This window comes from Altererythrobacter sp. KTW20L, from assembly GCF_023501975.1.
Taxonomy (GTDB): Bacteria; Pseudomonadota; Alphaproteobacteria; order Sphingomonadales; family Sphingomonadaceae; genus Alteraurantiacibacter.
Map to the genome: position 1 here is coordinate 121,920 of NZ_JAMFLH010000008.1, position 20,896 is coordinate 142,815.

Annotated in this window: 19 protein-coding genes; 13 read left to right on the forward strand and 6 right to left on the reverse strand. The window is 65.8% G+C overall.

Annotation, left to right across the window (positions count from 1 at the left end):
* Window positions 1-20 precede the first annotated feature (20 nt).
* From topA to M3P36_RS09825, 3 genes are read left to right on the forward strand one after another with little or no spacing between them, the layout of a single operon-like run.
* Window positions 21-2,600, forward strand: coding sequence for a type I DNA topoisomerase (topA, locus tag M3P36_RS09815; protein WP_249703069.1), 2,580 nt, complete (start codon window positions 21-23; stop codon window positions 2,598-2,600).
* The gene (locus M3P36_RS09820; protein ID WP_249703070.1) at window positions 2,600-2,782 is read left to right on the forward strand and encodes a hypothetical protein; all 183 of its coding nucleotides are present in this window, start codon (window positions 2,600-2,602) and stop codon (window positions 2,780-2,782) included. The genes topA and M3P36_RS09820 overlap by 1 nt, the downstream gene beginning before the upstream one ends.
* Window positions 2,783-2,830: 48 nt before the next feature.
* On the forward strand, window positions 2,831-4,228 hold the full coding sequence (locus tag M3P36_RS09825; RefSeq protein ID WP_249703071.1) for an MFS transporter: 1,398 nt from the start codon (window positions 2,831-2,833) through the stop codon (window positions 4,226-4,228).
* On the opposite strand, the gene M3P36_RS09830 is transcribed toward M3P36_RS09825, so the two are convergent.
* From M3P36_RS09830 to lepB, 4 genes are read right to left on the reverse strand one after another with little or no spacing between them, the layout of a single operon-like run.
* Window positions 4,225-5,073, reverse strand: a complete 849-nt coding sequence (locus tag M3P36_RS09830; protein WP_249703072.1) for an SGNH/GDSL hydrolase family protein — start codon at window positions 5,071-5,073, stop codon at window positions 4,225-4,227. The genes M3P36_RS09825 and M3P36_RS09830 overlap by 4 nt on opposite strands.
* The gene (gene era / locus M3P36_RS09835) at window positions 5,070-5,987 is read right to left on the reverse strand and encodes a GTPase Era (protein ID WP_249703073.1); all 918 of its coding nucleotides are present in this window, start codon (window positions 5,985-5,987) and stop codon (window positions 5,070-5,072) included. Before era ends, M3P36_RS09830 begins: the two co-directional genes overlap by 4 nt.
* A complete protein-coding gene (gene rnc, locus M3P36_RS09840; RefSeq protein WP_249703136.1) occupies window positions 5,984-6,655 on the reverse strand; it encodes a ribonuclease III in 672 nt (223 codons plus the stop codon). Before rnc ends, era begins: the two co-directional genes overlap by 4 nt.
* Before the next feature lie 11 nt (window positions 6,656-6,666).
* Complete coding sequence (gene lepB, locus M3P36_RS09845) at window positions 6,667-7,542, reverse strand: signal peptidase I (RefSeq protein WP_249703074.1); 876 nt, start codon at window positions 7,540-7,542, stop codon at window positions 6,667-6,669.
* Between the two features lie 118 nt (window positions 7,543-7,660).
* On the opposite strand from lepB, the gene pgi reads away from it, so the two are divergent.
* The 6 genes from pgi to M3P36_RS09875 all read left to right on the forward strand — a co-directional run bounded on the left by pgi (window position 7,661) and on the right by M3P36_RS09875 (window position 15,108).
* Window positions 7,661-9,193, forward strand: a complete 1,533-nt coding sequence (pgi, locus tag M3P36_RS09850; RefSeq protein WP_249703075.1) for a glucose-6-phosphate isomerase — start codon at window positions 7,661-7,663, stop codon at window positions 9,191-9,193.
* A gap of 647 nt (window positions 9,194-9,840) precedes the next feature.
* Window positions 9,841-10,869: a hypothetical protein gene (locus M3P36_RS09855; protein WP_249703076.1), complete on the forward strand. Its 1,029-nt coding sequence runs from the start codon at window positions 9,841-9,843 to the stop codon at window positions 10,867-10,869.
* A gap of 73 nt (window positions 10,870-10,942) precedes the next feature.
* Window positions 10,943-12,289 carry a glutathione-disulfide reductase gene (gene gorA, locus M3P36_RS09860; protein ID WP_249703077.1) on the forward strand — a complete coding sequence of 449 codons (1,347 nt, stop codon included), beginning with the start codon at window positions 10,943-10,945 and terminating at the stop codon, window positions 12,287-12,289.
* Between the two features lie 136 nt (window positions 12,290-12,425).
* Entirely contained in the window at window positions 12,426-13,958 is a 1,533-nt protein-coding gene (locus M3P36_RS09865; protein ID WP_249703078.1) for an acyl-CoA carboxylase subunit beta, read from the forward strand.
* 148 nt (window positions 13,959-14,106) lie between these two features.
* Entirely contained in the window at window positions 14,107-14,556 is a 450-nt protein-coding gene (locus M3P36_RS09870; protein WP_249703079.1) for a DUF488 domain-containing protein, read from the forward strand.
* Window positions 14,557-14,589: 33 nt separating this feature from the next.
* Window positions 14,590-15,108, forward strand: a complete 519-nt coding sequence (locus M3P36_RS09875; protein WP_249703080.1) for a DUF421 domain-containing protein — start codon at window positions 14,590-14,592, stop codon at window positions 15,106-15,108.
* A 13-nt stretch (window positions 15,109-15,121) separates the two neighbouring features.
* On the opposite strand, the gene aroB is transcribed toward M3P36_RS09875, so the two are convergent.
* Both aroB and M3P36_RS09885 read right to left on the reverse strand, forming a co-directional pair.
* Window positions 15,122-16,228: a 3-dehydroquinate synthase gene (gene aroB / locus M3P36_RS09880; RefSeq protein ID WP_249703081.1), complete on the reverse strand. Its 1,107-nt coding sequence runs from the start codon at window positions 16,226-16,228 to the stop codon at window positions 15,122-15,124.
* Window positions 16,219-16,824 carry a shikimate kinase gene (locus tag M3P36_RS09885; protein ID WP_249703082.1) on the reverse strand — a complete coding sequence of 202 codons (606 nt, stop codon included), beginning with the start codon at window positions 16,822-16,824 and terminating at the stop codon, window positions 16,219-16,221. Before M3P36_RS09885 ends, aroB begins: the two co-directional genes overlap by 10 nt.
* Window positions 16,825-16,921: 97 nt before the next feature.
* Between M3P36_RS09885 and M3P36_RS15175 the strand changes: the two genes are divergently transcribed.
* From M3P36_RS15175 to M3P36_RS09900, 4 genes are all read left to right on the forward strand, one after another.
* Entirely contained in the window at window positions 16,922-17,047 is a 126-nt protein-coding gene (locus tag M3P36_RS15175) for a hypothetical protein (RefSeq protein WP_283773415.1), read from the forward strand.
* An 8-nt stretch (window positions 17,048-17,055) separates the two neighbouring features.
* Window positions 17,056-18,909, forward strand: coding sequence for a hypothetical protein (locus M3P36_RS09890; protein WP_249703083.1), 1,854 nt, complete (start codon window positions 17,056-17,058; stop codon window positions 18,907-18,909).
* Window positions 18,910-19,034: 125 nt separating this feature from the next.
* A complete protein-coding gene (locus M3P36_RS09895; RefSeq protein ID WP_349630566.1) occupies window positions 19,035-19,925 on the forward strand; it encodes a tyrosine recombinase in 891 nt (296 codons plus the stop codon).
* A 10-nt stretch (window positions 19,926-19,935) separates the two neighbouring features.
* Window positions 19,936-20,895 (forward strand): acetyl-CoA carboxylase carboxyltransferase subunit alpha, encoded by a 960-nt coding sequence (locus tag M3P36_RS09900; RefSeq protein ID WP_249703084.1) that lies wholly within the window; start codon window positions 19,936-19,938, stop codon window positions 20,893-20,895.
* Window position 20,896 lies beyond the last annotated feature (1 nt).

A 20,896-nucleotide genomic window follows, 5' to 3' on the forward strand; every position in this document is an offset into this window, starting at 1 on the left:
AGGGATCCAGTTACCTCATCATGCAGCTTGTTATCGTCGAATCGCCCGCCAAGGCGAAGACCATCGAGAAATACCTGGGCGCCGACTTCAAGGTCCTGGCGTCATATGGCCACGTCCGCGACCTGCCGCCGAAGGATGGCAGCGTGCGGCCGGATGATGGTTTCGCGATGGACTGGGAAATCTACGCCGAAAAGCGCAACCGCGACCAGGTCAAGGCGATTGCCGATGCCTCGAAGAAGGCCGACCGCCTGATCCTCGCCACCGACCCTGACCGCGAGGGCGAGGCGATTTCGTGGCATCTTTACCAGTTGCTCGAACAGAAGAAGGCGCTGCCCAAGGAAGTCGAGCGGGTCACTTTCAACGCCATCACCAAGCAGGCGGTGACAGAAGCGATGAAGTCGCCTCGCCAGCTCGATACCGACCTGATCGACGCCTACCTCGCCCGCCGTGCGCTGGATTACCTGTTCGGCTTTACGCTCAGCCCCGTCCTGTGGCGCAAGCTGCCGGGCGCGAAATCGGCTGGCCGCGTGCAGTCTGTCGCCCTGCGCCTGATTGTCGAGCGGGAGCGCGAGATCGAGGCTTTCCGGCCGCAGGAATACTGGTCTGTCACTGCCCAGATGGAGCATGACGGCACCGGTTTCGAAGCGCGCCTCGTCAAGTTCGACGGCAACAAGATCGAGCGCCTGACCATCGGCGAACAGGGCACGGCCATGGCCGCCAAACAGGCGGTGGAGCAGGGCCGCTTTACCGTGGAGGAGGTCGAGACCAAGCCGCTGAAGCGCAATCCCGCGCCGCCGTTCACCACCAGCACCTTGCAGCAGGAAGCTGCGCGCAAGCTGGGCTTTTCCGCCAGCCACACCATGCGCTGCGCCCAGAGCCTGTATGAGGCAGGCGCGATCACCTATATGCGGACCGACGGCGTGCAGATGGATGGCACCGCCATTTCCGCCTGCCGCAAGGCTGTGGCCGACCGGTTCGACGGGCACTACCTGCCCGAAAAGCCGCGCTTCTATGCCACCAAGGCGAAGAACGCGCAGGAAGCCCATGAAGCGATCCGCCCGACCGAATTCACCCGCGACCGCGCCGGATCAGGCGACGAGGCCAAGCTCTATGACCTGATTTTCAAGCGCGCCATGGCGAGCCAGATGGCGACCGCCCTGCTCGAACGCACTACCGTCACCATGCGCGATGCCACCGGCCGCCACGAATTGCGCGCCACCGGGCAGGTTGTGAAGTTCGCCGGGTTCCTCGCGGTCTACGAGGAAGGGCGCGACGCCAAGGCCGATGATGACGAGGACGGCGCGCTGCTGCCGATTATGCGCCAGGGCGACCTGCCGGCCAAGAAGGCGGTCGATGCGATCCAGCACTTCACCCAGCCGCCAGCCCGCTTTTCCGAAGCGAGCCTGGTGAAGCGGCTGGAGGAACTGGGTATCGGGCGGCCGTCCACCTATGCCAGCACGATCCAGACCCTGCGCGACCGGACCTATGTCCGCATGGAGAAAAACCGTTTCTTTGCAGAGGATTCGGGTCGATTATTGACGGCATTTCTCGAGCGCTTCTTCCCGCGCTATGTCGCTTTCGATTTCACCGCCGGGCTGGAGGACGAGCTGGACGAGGTGTCGGGTGGGCGGGCCGAATGGAAGAAAGTGCTCGAAGCCTTCTGGCGCGATTTCAAGCCTGCCAGCGACGAGGTGATGGACTTCAAGCCCTCTGAAGTGACCGAGCAGCTCGACGAGTTTTTGTCCGATTACCTGTTCCCGCCGCAGGCCGATGGCACCGATCCGCGCGCCTGCCCGAAATGCCTGGCCGAAGGGCGCGACGGGGGCCGGTTGTCCATGCGCGGTGGCAAGTTCGGCGCCTTCATTGCCTGCTCGAACTATCCGGAATGCGCCTTCCGCCGCAAGTTCGGCCAGCCGGGCGAGGGCGATGGTTCGGAAGATACCTCCATGGGCACGGACCCTGAAACAGGCCTGCCGGTGGAACGCCGCACCGGGCGCTACGGCCCCTATATCCAGTTGGGCGAGGGCAAGGAGGCCAAGCGCGCCTCGATCCCCAAGGACATCGACGATTTCGACCTCGAATGGGCGCTGCGCCTGCTGGCCCTGCCGCGTGTGATCGGGATGCATCCCGAAACGGGCGAGCCGATCGAGGCCAACATCGGCCGCTATGGCCCTTACCTCAAGCACGAAGGCAAATATGCCAAGCTCACGGGCACGCGCGACGTGTTCGACACCGGCATGAACACGGCGGTTACCCTGCTGGCCGAAGCCGCCAACCGCGGCCCCGGCACCCGCGCCAAGGCCGAACCGGTCAAGACTTTCGGCCCGCACCCAACGTCGGGCGGCGAGATGAAGGTGATGCCGGGCCGCTATGGCCCCTATGTCACCGATGGCACGACCAACGCCACGATCCCCAAGGACATGAAGCCCGAGGACCTTACCGAGGACCAGGCGGTGGACCTCATCACCGCCCGCGCGCTCGCTGCCCCTGCCAAGAAGAAGGGCGGACGCAAGGCGGCCAAGAAACCGGCGGCCAAGAAGAAGGCTCCGGCCAAGAAGGCTGCGGCGAAGAAACCCGCCGCCAAGTCAGGAGCCGAATAATGGCCGCCGAACGCTTCGAACGCCACAAGCAGCCGTGGAACGGCGAGGAAGCGGGCAAGCTGCGCACCCTTGCGGGCAAGGGCAAGGGCCTGAAGGAAATCGCCAAGGCGCTGGGCCGCAGCGAGGAATCGACCAAGGATTTCGCCAAGGCCAACGCCATCGCGATTGCGAAGAAGCGGTAGTGCAACCTCAGCCTTGAACCCTTTCCCATTCCCGCGCATTGCGCTGCCATGAGCGAAGCGGATCCCGCCCCACCTGCACCAACCACCGAATCCCGTCCCGGCCTGCCCACCCCGCGCCGGACCTGGGCGATTGTCGCGATCAGCTTTGGCACGGCCCTGCTGGTGATCGACGGGGCGATCCCGACGGTCGCCTTGCCCACCATCGCGCGCGATCTGGGGGTGTCCAATTCGGTCGTGACCAATGTGGTGACGGTGTACCAGCTGGTGCTGGTCATGCTGCTGCTGCCGTTCTCCAGCCTGGGTGACCGGATCGGCCACCGGCGGCTGTACCAGTACGGGCAGGGCCTGTTCATGGTGGCATCGGGCCTGTGCATATTTGCCGATAGCCTGTGGGTGCTGCTGGGGCTGCGCGCCCTGCAGGCAATCGGCGCGGCCATGGCGCTGAGCGTTTCGGCGGCCATGTTGCGGCAAACCTATCCATCGGCGCGGCTGGGGACGGGCCTTGGCATCAACAGCGTAATCGTGGCGAGTTCCGCTGCGCTCGCTCCCACGCTGGGCGGGTGGATCGTGGCCCATTTCCACTGGCACTGGGTTTTCGTGGCCGCTGCCCCGCTGGCGGTGATCTCGCTGCTGATGGGCCGGTTCCTGCCCGATCCCCAGCCGCAGGACCGCCGCTCCGAATGGGTGAGCTCGATCTGGAGCGCAGTGACCATGCTCCTGGTGATCGGCGGCATCCAGATCGGCACACATGGCGATGTGCCGCTGGGCGCGGTGGTGGGGGCGCTTGGCGTGGCGAGCGTGGTCCTGCTGGTAAGGCGCGAGCGCAAGAACGCCAACCCAGTGCTGCCGGTCGACCTGATGGCAAAGCCCGCGATCGGCCTGTCGGCGCTGGGCGGCATGGCCAGCTTCATTGCGGCGGGCACCCTGATGCTCAGCCTTCCGTTCCGCCTGCAGGAAGGCATGGGCTATGATCCGCAGACCGTGGGCATGTTGCTCCTGCCATTCCCGCTGACCATGTTGGTGGTGGCGCCGCTGGCTGGCTGGATGAGCGATCGTATTGCCGCCACCAAGCTGGGTGTTACCGGCATGGTGATTGCGATCATCGGCCTGCTGCTGCTCGCCTTCATGCCGGACAATCCGGGCGAATGGGGCATTGCCATGCGCCTCGCCCTTACGGCGCTGGGCTTTGGCCTGTTCTTCGCCCCCAACACCCGCCTCCTCATCAGCCGCGCCCCGCAGGACCGCGCGGCAGCGGCGGGCGGATTGCTCAGCACGGCGCGGCTGCTGGGCCAGACGCTGGCGGCTGTGGCCGTGGGCATCCTGCTGGCGGGCGACCTTGGCATGGGCCCCGCGCCCATGCTGTTCGCCTGCGTGCTGGCGGTTGTGGCGGCGCTGTGCAGTTTGACACGCTATCGGCTGAGGGAGCCGGTTGCGGGCCAGGTCTAGGCCCCGAGCAGGGCTGCCAGCTCATCGGCGATCGCCGCATGGCCCGCTGCCGTGGGATGCCACGGAGCGCCTTGCGTGCCATCGTATTCCGCATGGTGGCCGCGCGACCACGGATCGGGCGAGCAGGGCGTGTGATCCCGCGACAGGACGTCCACCGGCAGCACTTCTGCGCCACCACGCTGTGCCGCCCGACTGCTCGCCAAGGCCAGCCTGCGGGCGACTTCGCGGGTGATGGTTGCCTGTTCGGGCAGCAAGGGCGCGGCATCGCAGGCGGTTTCGTCCGCCAGCGCGACATATTGCACCAGCACCACGCGGGCCGAGGGCGCACGGCGGCGGATTGCCGCGAACAGGAGAGCAAGCCTGTCTTCCACGGCGGCATAGTCTGCCTCCGCCGGTACGGGCAGGGGTGGGCACTGCTCTGCCGATCCTTCGGGAGTGCGCGGATTTCCCACGCCCGCGTGGCAACTGGCAGTGAACATGAGGCCCATATAGTTGAGGTCATTCCCGCCGACGGTGACCGTGACCAGCCGGGTATCGGCGCGCAAGGCATCGATCTGGGCGGGCAATTCGTCCCATGCGGCGAGCAGGTGCTCGGTCGTCGCGCCGCCGCACGACGCGTCGGTCAGGTCCAGCGCCAGCCGGGCCGCCAGCAGCCGCGCATAGCTGACCTGCGAAGCACCGCAGCGTTGCGGCCTGTCATTGGCGAGTGGTGGAATGTTGGCACCTGCAGCATAGGAGCTGCCCAGCGCGACATAGTGCGATCCGGGCGTCAGCGCGGCCGTTTGCGGCAGAGTGGCGCAGCTTGCGCACAGCAACGCCCCGAAGCTGGCAAGCCAGCCCCTCACTTCACCCAGTCCAGCCCCATTTCCTCGTAGATCTCGCGGTTTTCGATCCACTTTTCGTCCACCTTTACATGGAGGTAGAGGTGGACCTTTACACCCAGTATGTTTGCCAGCTCGGCCCGTGCGGCTTCGCCGATGGCCTTGATGCGGCTGCCCTGCTTGCCCAGCACGATGCTTTTCTGGCTGTCGCGCGCGATCACGATCTGCTGGTGGATTTCCACGCTGCCATCCTGCCGCTGCAGGTACTGTTCGTGCCGCACGGCGCTGTCATAGGGCAGTTCCTCGTGCAGCTGGCGATATAATTGTTCGCGCGTCACTTCGGCAGCGAGCAGGCGTTCGCTGGCGTCGGACACCTGATCTTCGGGATAGTGCCAGGCGCTTTGCGGCATCAGGCTGGCGAGGTGCGCCTTCAGTTCGGGCACGCCATCGCCCGTCAGGGCGGACACGAAGTACACGTCCGAAAAATCGACCAGCGCGGCAAATTCCTGCGCCAGTTCAAGCAGCTTTTCCTTCGGCGCGGCGTCCACCTTGTTGAGCACGAGCATCTTGCGCTCGGGGCGGCCCTTCAGCGCGTCGATCAGCGGCATCAGCTCGTGGCGGCGCTTCTTGATGGGGTCCACCACCAGCAGCACCACGTCGGCGGCATGGGTGCCTTCCCAGGCGGCGTTGACCATGGCGCGGTCCAGCCTGCGCCGGGGCTCGAAGATGCCGGGGGTGTCGACCAGGATGAGCTGGGTCTCGCCTTCCAGCGCAATGCCCATCAGCCGGGCGCGGGTGGTCTGCGCCTTGGAACTGGTGATGGCGACCTTCTGGCCGACCAACTGGTTCACCAGCGTGGACTTGCCCGCATTGGGCGCGCCGATCACGGCGACCACGCCGCATTTCGTCTCCGCATTCCCAATCACGCTGTCAGTCACCCGTATGTCTCCATGAATAGCTTGGCGGCTTCCGCCTCTGCGTCGCGCTTGCTGGATGCCGTGGCCTCCACCGCGCCGACCTTGTGTACACTGACCCGCACGGTAAAGCGCATGGCGTGATCGGGGCCGGATCGTTCGACCACTTCGTAATGCGGGGGCTTGCGCTGGTTGCCTGCGGCCCATTCCTGCAGCGCGCTCTTGGGATGTTTGGAGCGGCCTGCATGGCCATCGACCGCTTCTGCCCACAGGCTGCGGACCACGTCGCGGGTGGCATCGAAGCCGTTCTCGATGAAGCCTGCGCCCAGCAGGGCTTCCATGATGTCGCCCAGCACGTTGTCGCTGTCAGCAGCGCCATCGTCGCGCGCCTGCTTGCCGAGGCGGACGTGCTCGCGCGCACCGATTGCGCGGGCCACTTCGGCGCAGGACTGGCGGCTGACCAGCGCGTTCAGCCGCTGGGCCAGGGTGCCTTCGGCGCTGGCCTTGCTGGCGCCATAGAGCCATTCGGCAATCGACAGGCCCAGCACCCGGTCGCCCAGGAATTCCAGCCGGTCGTAATCGCGCGCGTCGCCCGTGCTGCCGTGGGTCAGCGCCTCGAACCACAGGGGTTCATGCACCACGGTGAAGCCCAGCCCTTCGAGCCAGGTCCGCGTGGCGGGATCGAGCCGCATCCTGTCCTGCATCAGATCCCCCGGAACAGCCTGTTCCAGCGCGCCGCGGTGAACCAGGTCCACGGCTTGCCCCATTCGGCATTGCCATCGGTCGACCAGTACATGAAGCTGGCCTTGGCGACCACGTTCTCCACCGGCACCAGCCCGATGCCGCGCCCGATCTCTGCCGGGAAACGGCTGTCGAGCGAGTTGTCGCGGTTGTCGCCCATCATGAACAGGCGGCCTTCGGGAATGACGACCGGCGCGGTCACGTCCTGCGGTTCCAGCCCGAAATCGAGGATGGTGTAGGACACGCCATTGGGCAGCGTTTCGCGGAACTGGGGGTAGCTACAGGCGAATGAGCCATCGGCCTGCTGCACGGTGAAGCGGACATACCGGCAGCGGCCATCGGGGCGGATCGGCAGGACGAAATCGTCCACCTGCTCGAAGCCCACCGGCGTGCCGTTCAAATGGACCACGCCGTTGACCATCTGCACCGTATCGCCCGGCAGGCCGATCACCCGCTTGATATAGTCGGTGTTGTCCAGCGGATGCTGGAAAATCACGATATCGCCGCGATCGGGGGTGGAGCCGAACACGCGGCCCGGGATCAGTGGGGCGTTGAAGGGGAGCGAGCGGCTGGAATAGCCATAGGGCCACTTGGCGGCGAACAGGTAATCGCCCACCAGCAGGCGCGGCATCATGCTCTCGCTGGGGATGTTGAAACTGGTGAACACGAAGCTGCGGAACACCAGCACGATGATGATCAGCTTGATGCAGAACCACGCAAAGCTGCCCGCATCCTCGGGCTTGTCCTTCTTGGCGGCCTTGGCGGGCGCGGCGGAAGCGGCAGGCTCCTCGATCTCGCGGATGTTGGCAGTGTCGATCTGGCTGTCGTTTTCGCTCATGGGCGGGTCTTGTTGGCAGGGCGGGGCAAGGTCAAGAAAAATGGCGACATACCTCTAGCTTTGATCGACGGACGGCCTATCCATGTTGCACTTGCACACTGTTTTACGGGAATCAGCCTTGTCCACTCCGCGTAACGCCGCCTGGAACGCCCTTTCCACCCTGCCGCAGCAGACCCTGGCACAGCTGTTCGCCGCCGATGCCGACCGCGTCGCCAAGCTGACCGGCACGCTGGAAGTGGGCGAGGGGTCGATGCTGTTCGACTGGTCGAAAACCCACCTGTCCGACGCGCTGCTCGATGGCTTCGAGGCCCTGGCCGAAGCGAGCGACTTTGCCGAGATGCGCCGCCGCCTGTTCGCCGGCGAAGTGGTAAATCCCACCGAGAACCGCGCCGCCGAACACTCGGCCCTGCGCGGCGTGGGCAAGGACGCCAGCGTGGAGGAAGCCGCCGCCCTGCGCGCGCGCATGGCCCTGCTGGTCGATGCCATCCACGATGGCGCGCTGGGCGAGGTAAAGCACCTGATCCACATCGGCATCGGCGGATCGGCGCTGGGCCCGGCGCTGGCGGTCGATGCCCTGGCGCGCGAGTTTGCCAAGGTCGATGTCCACGTGGTGTCCAACATCGATGGCGTGGCGCTGGAAGATGCGTTTCGCGCCTGTGATCCCGCCACCACGCTGGTCGCCGTTGCCTCCAAAACCTTCACCACGATCGAGACCATGACCAACGCCGCCAGCGCGCTCGCGTGGCTGGAGGACAATGGCGTGCCCGATCCGCTGGGCCGTGTGATCGCGCTGACGGCTTATCCCGAAAAGGCGGTGGAGTGGGGCGTGGACGAGACCCGCGTGCTGCCTTTCGCGGAGTCTGTCGGCGGGCGCTATTCGCTGTGGTCCTCCATCGGCTTTCCCGTCGCGGTCGCCATCGGCTCGGCCGAGTTCGAGGAAATGCTGGCGGGCGCGGCGATCATGGACCTGCATTTCCGCGATACCGATGGCCGCGCCAACCTGGCCCTACGCGCGGCCTTTGCCGACCAGTACTACACGCGGCTCAAGGGCTGCCAGACGCGGGCGGTGTTCTGTTATGACCAGCGGCTGGCCCTGCTGCCCGACTACCTCCAGCAACTGGAAATGGAATCGAACGGCAAGAGCGTGACGGCGGATGGCGAGGCGGTGGATTTTTCGACTTCGCCGATCACCTGGGGCGGGGTGGGCACCGATGCCCAGCACGCGGTGTTCCAGCTGCTCCACCAGGGCACCAACCTCGTGCCGGTCGATTTCATCGCCTGCATCGCGCCGGGGGATGACCTCGACCCCGCACACCACCGCATCCTGTTGACCAACTGCTTTGCGCAAGGCGCGGCCCTGATGGCGGGCGGCAACATGAGCGCCGATGGGCAAGACCCGGCCCGCGCCTTCCCGGGCGACCGCCCCTCGGCCACGATCCTGCTCGACGATCTCGACCCTACCACGCTGGGCGCCCTGATCGCCTTCCACGAACACCGCACCTTCGCCAACGCCGTGCTGATGGGCATCAACCCGTTCGACCAGTTCGGCGTGGAACTGGGCAAGGTGATGGCGAACCGGATCGAAAAGGGCGGCGAGAGCTTCGACGCCAGCACCGAGGCGTTGCTCAAGGCGGCGGGGCTGGCGGGGTAGGGTGGCTTCTGGCTGCAGGTTTTCGAAAGGCAGCTATTGGTCGAGCAAATTATGGCGCGGAATGTCGGTCTTTGGGTGGATAGCGGAATGGCCGGTTTGCGCAGTCAGCCTTGCTCGTTCACGAAACGCGTCCCGCATTTCGAACATTCAGATCGAAGCGGTAAATGCACACCGCCGTACTCCTTGCCCCAAAAGCGGGTCCAGAATCGGTTATCGAGCCTCAAGCGCTCGTCGGCCTTATATTCTTGGAATGCTGGGTAGCCGCAGGTATCACACTTGACGTTGAATAGCGCGGCTGCGGGAATGAAAAGAACTAGCCCAATAGCCGATGGCCAAAAATAGCCCAATGGCCAACCAATGAAGCAGCTCAGAAAGAAGGCGGCAGAGGCAACGACGGCCGGCCATTGCCAACGGCGAGCTATCTCGAAGCGCTTAGGAACTTCAGATCGATCGGCTGTCATACCTTTTATGTATCAGCCCCAACGGATGACCGGAATGGGGTCGTTTACCGAAAGTCAGCTTTCAGAATGTTGAGCGCCATTCCGGACGTCACAACATTCCCGCCAAACCCACCCCAACCCAAAATATTAACCATCATCCCCTAACGCCATCCGCATGAAAACCATGCGGGCGGGGCGCTTTCGTTAATGATCAGGACCAAGACTACACTGGTCATCGGCCCAGGCGCTGGGCTGGAAATCGAATTGCCGGACAAGCGCGAATTGCTGGGCAAGATCGCCGCCGGGTTCGATTTTGCGCGGCTTGGGTCCGAATTGCAGACGCGCGACATGGTCATGCTGGCCAGGCATTTCGACAAGTTCGCCCGCCAGATGGGCGCCACCCGCGACAAGCTGATGGAGGCCGGGCAAAAAATCCGCGTCTCGGCCAAGGTCGGCACCGCGATCGACGCCGTGCTCGAGCAGCACAATACCGATCCACTGGTGATGGCCGCAGGCAAGCTCGCCATCGTCTATCTCACCCTGCAGGCAGAAGCGCGCTCGCCGCTGATGGTCGAGCCGCGCGATGCGGGTGACCTGCCGTTGCGAGGGCAGGAAAACTGGCTGTTCCAGCTTGGCCGGCTGATTACTTCGGGCGTGCCGCGCAACCAGGCGGACAAGGCGTTCGAGAACCTGTCGATCATCAATTTCGGCTATGACCGGTCGATCCAACATTACCTGCCCTTCGTGGTGTCGATGGCCTTCGGCATGACGCTGGGCGAGGCGCGGGCCATGGTCGGGGCCAGGCTCAACGTGATCCACCCCTTCGGCAGAGTCGGCCGCCTGCCGTGGGAACCGGGCGAAGGGCCCGATGTCGAATGGGGCAACGAGGAGCCGTGGAACCTCCACAACCTGGTGAAGGAAATTGTCACCGCGTCAGAGCGGCTGCGCAACCGGCAGTATGTCACCGCCATGCACGGGGCCATCGCCGGATCGAAGAAGATCGTCTTCCTCGGCTTCGATTTCGATCCGCAGACGATCGACTTCCTGTTCGACTATTCGCTCAGCCACGATCCCGATATCCTGGCCGCGGTGCAGGGCATGAACGAGCCGACCCAGCTCGCCGCTACCCGCATGCTGAAGCGGCGGGCAGGCATCGAGGACGATGACCTGGTCTCGGTGCTGGACATGCGCTGCTACCAGCTGATGCGCGACTACAGCCTGTTCCTCGAAAGTTGAGGCGGCCCAAGCGAGTTGGCTTTTCCCGGCTGAACGGCCATATGCGCGGGCTCAAACGGGAGACAACACGCAGATGTCCGGCTTCGACTATGACCTTTTCGTTATCGGCGCGGGCTCGGGCGGGGTGCGCGCGGCGCGCATTTCCGCCAGCCACGGGGCCAGGGTGGCGATTGCCGAGGAACACCGCGTGGGCGGCACCTGCGTGATCCGCGGCTGCGTGCCCAAGAAGATGCTGGTCTATGGCTCGATGTTTGCCGAGGAGCTTTCGCACGCCGAAAACTACGGCTGGACCATCGAAGGCAAGAGCTTCGACTGGGCGAAATTGCGCGATTTCGTCAATGCCGATGTGGACCGGCTGGAAGGCCTCTATGGCAAGACACTGGCCAGCCACGAGGTGGAACTGTTTGCCGAACGGGCCACGATCACCGGGCCCAACAGCGTCAAGCTGGCATCGGGGCGCGAGATCACTGCCGCGCATATCCTCATCGCCGTGGGCGGCTGGCCTGCCATGCCTGCCTTTAGCGGCGTGGAGCACTGCATATCGTCCAATGAGGTATTCCACCTCGAAACCCAGCCGAAAAGCCTGATGGTGGTCGGCGGCGGCTATATCGCGATGGAATTTGCCGGCGTGTTCAATGCGCTGGGCAGCGAGGTGACCGTCATCAACCGCTCCGACTGCGTGCTGCGCGGCTATGACGAGCAGGTGGTCGAACGGATGCTGCACATCGCCATGGGGCGCGGCATTGTGTTCCGCATGAACAGCGAAGTGGCATCGGTCGAAAAACAGGACGATGGCAGCCTGCTGGTCGATCTGGGCGGGACTGAGAAGGTGAAGGTCGACCAGGTGCTGGTCGCCACCGGCCGCTCGGCCAAGACCGCGGGCCTCGGCCTCGAATGCGTCGGCATCGAGCTGGGCAAGGGCGGCGCGATCCCGGTTGACGAGTACAGCCGCACAAACTGCCCCTCGATCTATGCCGTGGGCGACGTGACCGACCGGGTGCAGCTGACCCCCGTGGCGATCCGCGAGGGGCATGCCTTTGCCGACACGGTGTTCGGCAAAAACCCGCGCACGGTGGATTACGAGAACATCCCCAGCGCGGTGTTCTGTCAGCCGCCGCTGGCGGGCGTGGGCCTGACCGAACAGGAGGCCAAGGAAACCCACGGCAAGGTGAAGACCTATGTCGCCGAATTCCGGCCGATGAAGAACCTCTATTCCCCCCATGCCGAGCGCGGCCTCTACAAGATGGTGGTGGACGAGGTGACCGAGAAGATCCTCGGCATCCACATGATCGGGCCCGAAGCGCCGGAAATCCTGCAGATCGCCGCCGTGGCGCTGAAGGCGGGCCTGACCAAGCAAGCGTTCGACGAAACCGTGGCGCTGCATCCGAGCATGGCGGAAGAGCTGGTCCTGCTGAAGTAGTTTCCTCCCCGCTCGCGGGGAGGGGGACCGGGTGCAGCCCGGTGGAGGGGCGTGGGTCGAGAGCCCCCTCCGTCAGGGCATCCTCCCATGCCACCTCCCCTTGCAGGGGAGGGAGTGTCACTCTAACCCTCATCGCATGTCGGCCAATATGCCTGAACTGGAACGCCGCCGCGCTGCTGCCCTGCTGGGCGGGGGGCAGGCGCGGATCGATGCGCAGCACGCCAAGGGCAAGCTGACCGCGCGCGAGCGGCTGGATGTGCTGCTTGATGCGGGTTCTTTCGTGGAGCAGGACATGTTCGTCGAACACAACTGCACCGATTTCGGCATGGCGGAGCAGCGCGTGCCGGGCGACGGGGTGGTCACCGGCAGCGGCACGATCAACGGGCGGCTGGTTTTCGTCTATGCGCAGGATTTCACCGTGTTCGGCGGGGCGTTGTCCGAACGCCACGCGCAGAAGATCTGCAAGGTGATGGACATGGCGCTGAAAGTCGGCGCGCCGATCATCGGGCTGAATGACAGCGGCGGGGCGCGCATCCAGGAAGGCGTGGCCAGCCTTGGCGGCTATGCCGAGGTGTTCCAGCGCAATGCCCTGGCGAGCGGCGTGGTGCCGCAATTGAGCCTCGTGATGGGGCCATGCGCGGGCGGGGCGGTCTATTCGCCCGCGATCACCGATTTCATCTTCATGGTAGAAGACAGCTCCTACATGTTCGTCACCGGGCCGGAGGTGGTGAAGACCGTCACCAACGAAAGTGTGACACAGGAGGAGCTTGGCGGCGCGCTGACCCATTCGACCCGCACCGGCGTGGCGGACCTGGCCTTTGCCAACGATATCGAGGCACTGCTGGCCGCGCGCGACTTCATCACCCTTCTGCCATCCAGCAACCGTGCAGGCGTACCGGAACTGCCGTGCGACGATCCGTTCGATCGGATGGAGCCGGGCCTCGACACGCTGGTCCCGGCCAATGCCAACCAGCCCTATGACATGCACGAACTGGTGCGCAAGATCCTCGACCACGGCGATTTCTTCGAGATCGCGCCCGCGCACGGGGCCAACATCATCTGCGGTTTCGGCCGGGTGGAGGGCCGCACCGTGGGCGTGGTGGCGAACCAGCCGATGGTGCTGGCGGGCGTGCTCGATATCGACGCCAGCCGCAAGGCGGCACGCTTCGTGCGGTTCTGCGATGCCTTCGAGATACCGCTGGTCACGCTGGTGGACGTGCCCGGTTTCCTGCCCGGTACCGCGCAGGAACACGGCGGCATCATCAAGCACGGGGCCAAGCTGCTCTATGCCTATGCCGAGGCGACCGTGCCCAAGATCACCCTTATCACCCGCAAGGCCTATGGCGGGGCCTACGATGTCATGGCGTCAAAGCACCTGCGCGGCGATTTGAACCTCGCCTGGCCCACGGCGGAAATCGCGGTGATGGGCGCGCGCGGGGCGGTGGAGATCATCTTCCGCGCCGACCGCGGTGACGCCGAAAAGATCGCCGCCAAGACCGCCGAATACGAAACGCGCTTCGCCAACCCCTTCGTGGCGGCGAGCATGGGCTTCATCGACGACGTGATCATGCCGCGCGATACGCGGCGGCGGATCGCGCTGGGGCTGCGGATGCTGCGGGGCAAGCGGTTGGCTAACCCGTGGAAGAAGCATGACAATATGCCGTTGTGAGGGGGTGACCTCCCGACAGTTCGAATTCGTCATCCTGAACTTGTTTCAGGATCCATCATGCCGCAATCGCGGAGCATGGTAACGAGCCGCTGCGCCAACCGCGAAATGGATCCTGAAACAAGTTCAGGATGACGGGAGTTGTTGGGATATGCCCCACACCATCTTCACCATCGGCTATGAACAGGCCACCCAGGCCGCACTCGTCGCTGCGCTGACCGCCGCCCGCGTCCAAGTCCTCGCCGACATCCGCTATCTGCCCCTTTCGCGCCGCCCCGGCTTTTCCAAGAGCTCGCTCAAGGCGGCGGTGGAGGAGGCGGGGATTGGCTATCGCCATTTCCGCCATCTCGGCACCCCGGCAGAGGGGCGGGCGGCGGCGCGGCGGGGGGATCATGCCGTGTTGGAAGCGGTCTATGGCGGGCAGCTCGAACTGCCCGAGGCCATGGCGCAGATGGCCGAATTGCGCGACCTGGCGCTGGAGCAGCGGGTCTGCCTGCTGTGTTTTGAACGCAATGCCGCCGAGTGCCACCGCAGCCTTCTGATCGGCGCGCTGCTGGCGGATTTTGATGAGGTGGACCTTGAGCCGGTGCTGCAAGCCTGAGGCACTATCCCGGCCCCCGCGCGTATCAATGCCATGTGGTTCGATAACTGGTCCGACCTGTGGCGCATCCTCGTCATCACGCCGGCAACCTATGCCGCGCTGATCCTGATCCTGCGCAGTGCGGGCAAGCGCTCGCTCGCCAAGCTCAACATCTTCGATCTCGTGGTGACGGTGGCGCTCGGCTCAACCCTCGCCACCATCATGCTCAGCACCGATGTCAGCTATGCCGAGGGCGCGCTGGCTTTCGTGGTGCTGTGCGGGCTGCAGTGGCTGGTGGCTTGGCTTTCGGTGCGGCTGGGCTGGTTCAAGCAGGTGATCCGTTCCAACCCGCGGCTGGTGCTGCGCGATGGCGATTTTCTGCGCGATGCCATGCGTGACGAGCGTGTTACCGAAGGCGAAGTACTCGCCGCAGTCCGCAAGAAGGGCCACGGCGAGCTGGCCGGGATCGCCGCCGTAGTGCTGGAAACCGATGGCGAGTTCAGCGTGATTACTGGCGGGAAGGCCAGCGAATGCAGCACCCTGCGCGGCGTGGAAGGGACCGAACCGCGCTGAGCCGTTGATGCTGTCAGCCTTGCAGTTGCTCGTCAAGGAACGCCGCCACATCATCCAGCGCCACCTGCTTGTCGAGGAAGGCCTGGCCAATGCCTTTGAGCAGCACGAAGGGCAGGGTGCCCGCGTCCATCTTCTTGTCGTGCAGCATGTGATCGGCCAGCGCCCGGCCATCGCAGTTGAGCCCTAGCGTGGACACCTCGACCGGCAGCCCCGCGCCCCCGATTGCTGCGCCAATGCGTGCGGCATCCCCTTGCGAAACATAGCCTTTGCGTGCCGAATAGCGCGCTGCCAAGACCATGCCCAGCGCCACGCCTTCGCCATGCAGCAGGCGGTCGCAAAAGCCGGTCTGGGCTTCCAGCGCATGGCCGAAGGTATGCCCCAGGTTGAGCAGGGCGCGGGCGCCGGTGGTTTCGCGTTCGTCCTCGGCCACGATGCGGGCCTTGGCGGCCACGCTCATGTCCACGGCATATTCCTGCGCCGCCCGGTCGCCCGCGATCACCTGGGGTCCGTGCGCCTCGCACCAGTCGAAGAAGGCCGGATCGCCGAGGATGCCGTACTTGATCACCTCGGCATAGCCTGCGCCCAGTTCACGCTGGGGCAGGGTGGTGAGGGTATCGAGATCGGCCAGCACCAGCGAAGGCTGGTGGAATGCGCCGACGAGGTTCTTGCCCGCGCGGCTGTTGATCGCGGTTTTCCCGCCAACCGACGAATCGACCTGGGCGAGCAGCGTGGTGGGCAGCTGGATGAACCCGCAGCCGCGTTTCAGCACGGCGGCGGCAAAGCCGGTCAGGTCGCCGATTACTCCGCCGCCAAGCGCCAACACATGGTCGCCGCGCTCCACTTCCTCGGCCAGCAGCCAGTCGATGACCAGTTCCAGCACCGACCAGCTCTTGGTCGCCTCGCCCGCACCCAGCACCAGGAAACGCGGTTCGTGGCCCGCCGCGCGCAAGGACTGCGCCACGGTGTCCTGCCAGGCGGCCGCCACGTTGGCATCGGTGATGATCGGCACCACCTTCTTGCGCAACAGCGGCCCGCACTGGGCGGCAACATCGGCCAGCAGGCCGCCGCCGACGCGCACTTCATAGGATCGACCAGCCAGTTCAACGCGGGTTACAGACATTCTTCAAGCGCCTCCAGGATACGGTTGACGGTGGCATTGTGCGGCCCCGCATCGCTCATCACCTTGATCGTCGCGCGGGCATAGGCGGGTTCCCGTTCGGCTTTCATCCGCGTCACGATTTCGCGCACGTTGCCGCCGCGCAGCAGGGGCCGCTTGGTATTGCGCCCGACCCGTTCGACCAGCGTGTCGATATCGCTGTCGAGCCATACGGTGATGCCCTTGTCCGCGATCAGCGCGGCGGTTTCGGGATTGACGAAAGCGCCGCCGCCGGTGGCGATTACGCAAGGCCCGCCTTCCAGCAGCCGGGCGATAACCCGCCGCTCGCCATCGCGGAAATGGTCTTCGCCGAACTGGTCGAAGATGTCGGCAATCGGCATTTGCGCCGCTTCGATGATGGCATCGTCGGCATCGGCAAAGGGCAGCGCCAGCACCTGCGCCAGCTTGCGGCCGATGGTCGATTTGCCCACGCCCATCATGCCCACCAGCACGATCGGCCGGTCGATCTCAGCCCGGATGCGCGCGGCGAGCGCCGCGAGTCGCGAGTGGCTTCCAGCCCCCTGCGGGCCCTTGCCCCCGATGCCCCGCGTGTTGTTCATTGCCGCAGGGCCTATAATTGGGCTAACCCGCCTCTGCAAATCTGTAGCGCCCCTTCCTGTGGGGCCGGGAACCGAGGGATTGGTGGCGAAGCGCCCGATGAGTTTAGTAATCGTAGTGATCGTGCTGGCCCTGGGCCTTGTCGCGCTGGCCTGGATCGATGGCGGGCGCGAGGAACAGCGCCTGATTGTGGAGCCGGTTTCATTGCCGGATGTGGAAGCATGAGGCGGGCTGTGAAACAGAGCCTGTGGGCGGGCGCGGCTGCGCTGGCCTTCACCTCGTCGCTGGCGCTGGCCCAGCCGGAAGACCTGCTGCCCGACATCTTCAACAATCCGCCGCCCGAAGCGCCCGCGCCGCGCCCGCAGCAGACCCAGGTGCCGCGTCCGCAGCCGACCGTGCCTCCGCAGCAGCCCGGCACGCCCGCGCCGCGCAGCACGTCCGGGCCGGTGGTCCAGCCGCTGCCGGGCGCCGGATCGCCCTCTGCCCCCGGTCCGATACCCGGCCTGCCGGCAAACTTCCCCTCGCTCGCCGAACTGGAAGCGATGGAAGAGGACGAGATCAACGAGGTGCTCGGCCTGCGTCCCAAGTTCGACGTGCCGCCCGCCGCCCGCCGGTCGATGGAGCGGGTGGGCCTGCTCGCCAGCAGCGAAGGGGGCTTCCCCTACGCCTCGCTCGCTCGCCAGCCCGCCGCGCTGGTGCGCGCCGCGATGGAGGGCAACCGCGGGCCGATGGTGTCGCGCTGGGGCCATATCCTGCTGCGCCGCGCCCTTGCCAGCAGGCTCGACGCGCCCGCCGGGATGAGCCCGGTGGAATTCGCCGCCCTGCGTGCCAGCCTGTTGAACCGCATGGGCGAGGCCCGCGTGGCGGTGGACCTCGTGCAGGATGTCGATGGCAACTTCTATGACCGCGCCATGCTGGACGCGGCCTTCGATGCCTATCTGACCACCGGAGACCTGCTCGGCCTCTGTCCGCTCTCGCGCCTCCACCCGGACCTGCGCGACGATGGCGAGTGGGAACTGACCAGGGCGATCTGCGACGCCTACCTTGGCGACCAGCGCTCGGCCGAACGCCAGCTTGACCGGGCCCTGGGTACCGGCGTCGCACCCGAAATCGACGTGCGGCTGGCCCAGCGCTTTGCCGGGGCTGCGGGTGATGCAGGGCGCGCGGTGAATATCGAATGGGACGGGGTGGACCGGCTCAGCCCCTGGCGACTGTCGCTGTCGCGCGCACTGGGCGTGGACCTGCCCGAAGGCCTGCGCAGCGCTGCTCCTGCCCGCTTCGATTTTGCCGATGTGCTGATCCCCGCCGTGCCGCTGGCGCAACGTGTCAGCGCAGCCGACCGGGCGGCCACGCGCGGTGTGCTGTCCTCGCAGGCGATGGTCGATCTCTATTCCCAGATGTTCGGCAACGAGGCGATCGAGGGTGACAGCCGCAGCAGGGCCGCGCAATTGCGCCAGGCCTATGTCGCGGCAGAACCCGCCGACCGCGTGGCCGCCATGCGCAGCCTGTGGGGCACTGATGGCAACTATGGCCGCATGGTGTTGACCGCCTTTGCGGCCGCGCGGCTTCCGGCCAGTTCGGCCCTGGCCGACGACGCGGGCGATGCGATCGCCTCCATGCTGGCGGCGGGGCTTGATGCCAATGCCATGCGCTGGGCAGGCGCGGTCGAGGGCGGCTCGATGGGCTGGGCCTTGCTGGCGCTGGCCGATCCGCGTGGGCAGCAGGTGAGCGGCGGCGATTTCGGCAGTTTCTACGGTGACGATGGCTCGCCGGACGAGCGCAAGTCGGCCTTCCTCCTGGCGGGCCTGGCCGGGCTGGGTCGGATCGATAGCGGCGACCTGGCGAGGTACTCGAACGATCTGGGAGTGGACCTGCAGCGGCAGACCGTGTGGAGCCAGCGGATCGGGCAGGCAGCACAGGCCAACAACCCGGCACTGGTGGCGCTGCTCGCAGGCGTGGGCATGCAGGGCGACGGGTGGGACAAGATGACCGCGCGTCACCTCTATCACATCGTCGCCGCGCTCAATGCCGTGGGCCTTGGGGCCGAGGCGCGGATGATCGCGGCGGAGGCCGTGGCGCGGGGATAACGTTTTCCCGCCATTCCCCGTTCGTGTCGAGCGAAGTCGAGACACCACAGCGCCAGGTGTCTCGACTTCGCTCGACACGAACGGAGTTGGGCTTTTTCGCCAGTTGGAAGAGGGAGGATACGGTAATCGCCCAGCCTATCGACACCTTCCTCGCCATGCTGGCCGCCGAACGTGGGGCCGCGCCCAATACGCTGGCCGCCTATCGCCGCGACCTCGAAAGCGCCGACGCGCTGCTGGGTGATCTCGCCGCAGCCGACCGGGACCAGCTCGCCTCGCTGGCGGGCAAGTGGGCCGCGCTCGCGCCGTCCACCGTGGCGCGCAAAAGCTCGGCCCTGCGCCAGTTCTTCGGTTTCCTGGTGGACGAGGGCCTGCGCAAGGACGATCCATCGCCCGCCCTGCCACGCCCGATGGCCCGCCGTCCGCTGCCGAAAATTCTCAGCCATGCGCAGGTCGAAGCACTGTTCGAGCGGGCGGAACTGGAGGCCGGGGCGGGAACGCCCGAAGGTTTGCGCAACCTGGCCCTGCTCGAACTGCTCTATGGTTCGGGCCTGCGCGCGACCGAACTGGTGTCCCTGCCGCTGTCTGCCGTGCCCCGCGATGCGCCGTTCCTCACCGTCACCGGCAAGGGATCGCAGCAGCGGATGGTGCCGGTCTCGCGCCGGGCCCAGGCGGCGATTGCCCGGTGGATGGAGGTGCGCAGTGCAGATTCGCCCTTCCTCTTCCCCTCCCGCAGCCGGTCAGGTTCAGGGCATATCAGCCGCATCCGGCTCTATCAGCTGGTCAAGGAACTGGCGGCACGCGCCGGGATCGATCCGGCGCGGATCAGCCCGCATGTCCTGCGCCACGCCTTTGCCACCCACCTGCTGGAGGGCGGGGCGGACCTGCGCGTCTTGCAGACTCTGCTCGGCCATGCCGATATCGCCACGACCCAGATCTATACCCATGTCGATAGCGCGCGGCTGGTAGCTCTGGTAAACGAGCGGCATCCTCTTGCGGGCAAGGCGCGGGGAGGTTAGCGGGGCTGTCATGATTTCCTATCTCGAATTCGAAAAGCCCGTCGCCGCGATTGACGCCAAGATTGCCGAACTGCGCAGCGCCGCGGGCGAAGACGGCAGCGTGGACATCTCGAAAGAGCTGGTGCGGCTGGAAAAGAAGAGCGCGGACCTCCTTGCCGCGGCCTATTCCACGCTGTCGCCGTGGCAGAAAACGCAGGTCGCCCGCCATCCGGCACGCCCGCATTTTCGCGACTATGTGGAGCATTCGTTCTCCGAATTCATCCCGCTTGGCGGTGACCGCTGCTATGGCGAGGACGAGGCAATCCTGGGCGGGCTGGCCACTCTGGATGGCCGCAAGGTCATGCTGATCGGCCACGAAAAGGGCAACGATACGCAAAGCCGTATCCGCCACAACTTCGGCATGGGCAAGCCGGAAGGCTACCGGAAGGCGATCCGGCTGATGGAAATGGCCGACCGCTTCGGCCTGCCGGTGGTGACCCTGGTCGATACCTCGGGCGCCTTTCCCGGCATCGAGGCGGAAGAGCGCGGCCAGGCCGAAGCCATTGCCCGTTCGACGGAGGCCTGCCTCGCACTCGGCGTGCCGATGGTCGCGGCCATCGTGGGCGAGGGTGGTTCCGGCGGCGCTGTCGCGCTCGCCAGCGCCGAACGGGTGCTGATGTTCGAACACGCGGTCTATTCGGTGATCTCGCCCGAAGGCTGCGCATCCATCCTGTGGCGCACGGCGGAAAAGGCTCCGCAGGCCGCCGAAGCAATGAAGATGACCGCGCAGGACCTGGTGGGCCTGGGTGTGGTGGACCGCATCGTGCCCGAACCGATGGGCGGCGCACACCGCGATCCGGCAGCCGCCTCGGCCGCGCTGGCGGCAGCACTGGGCGAGGAACTCGATGCCCTGGCCGGGCACGATTCCGCTACGCTGAAACGGCTGCGCGAAGAACGCTTCCTGGCCATCGGCGAGGGGCTGGCGCGTTAGG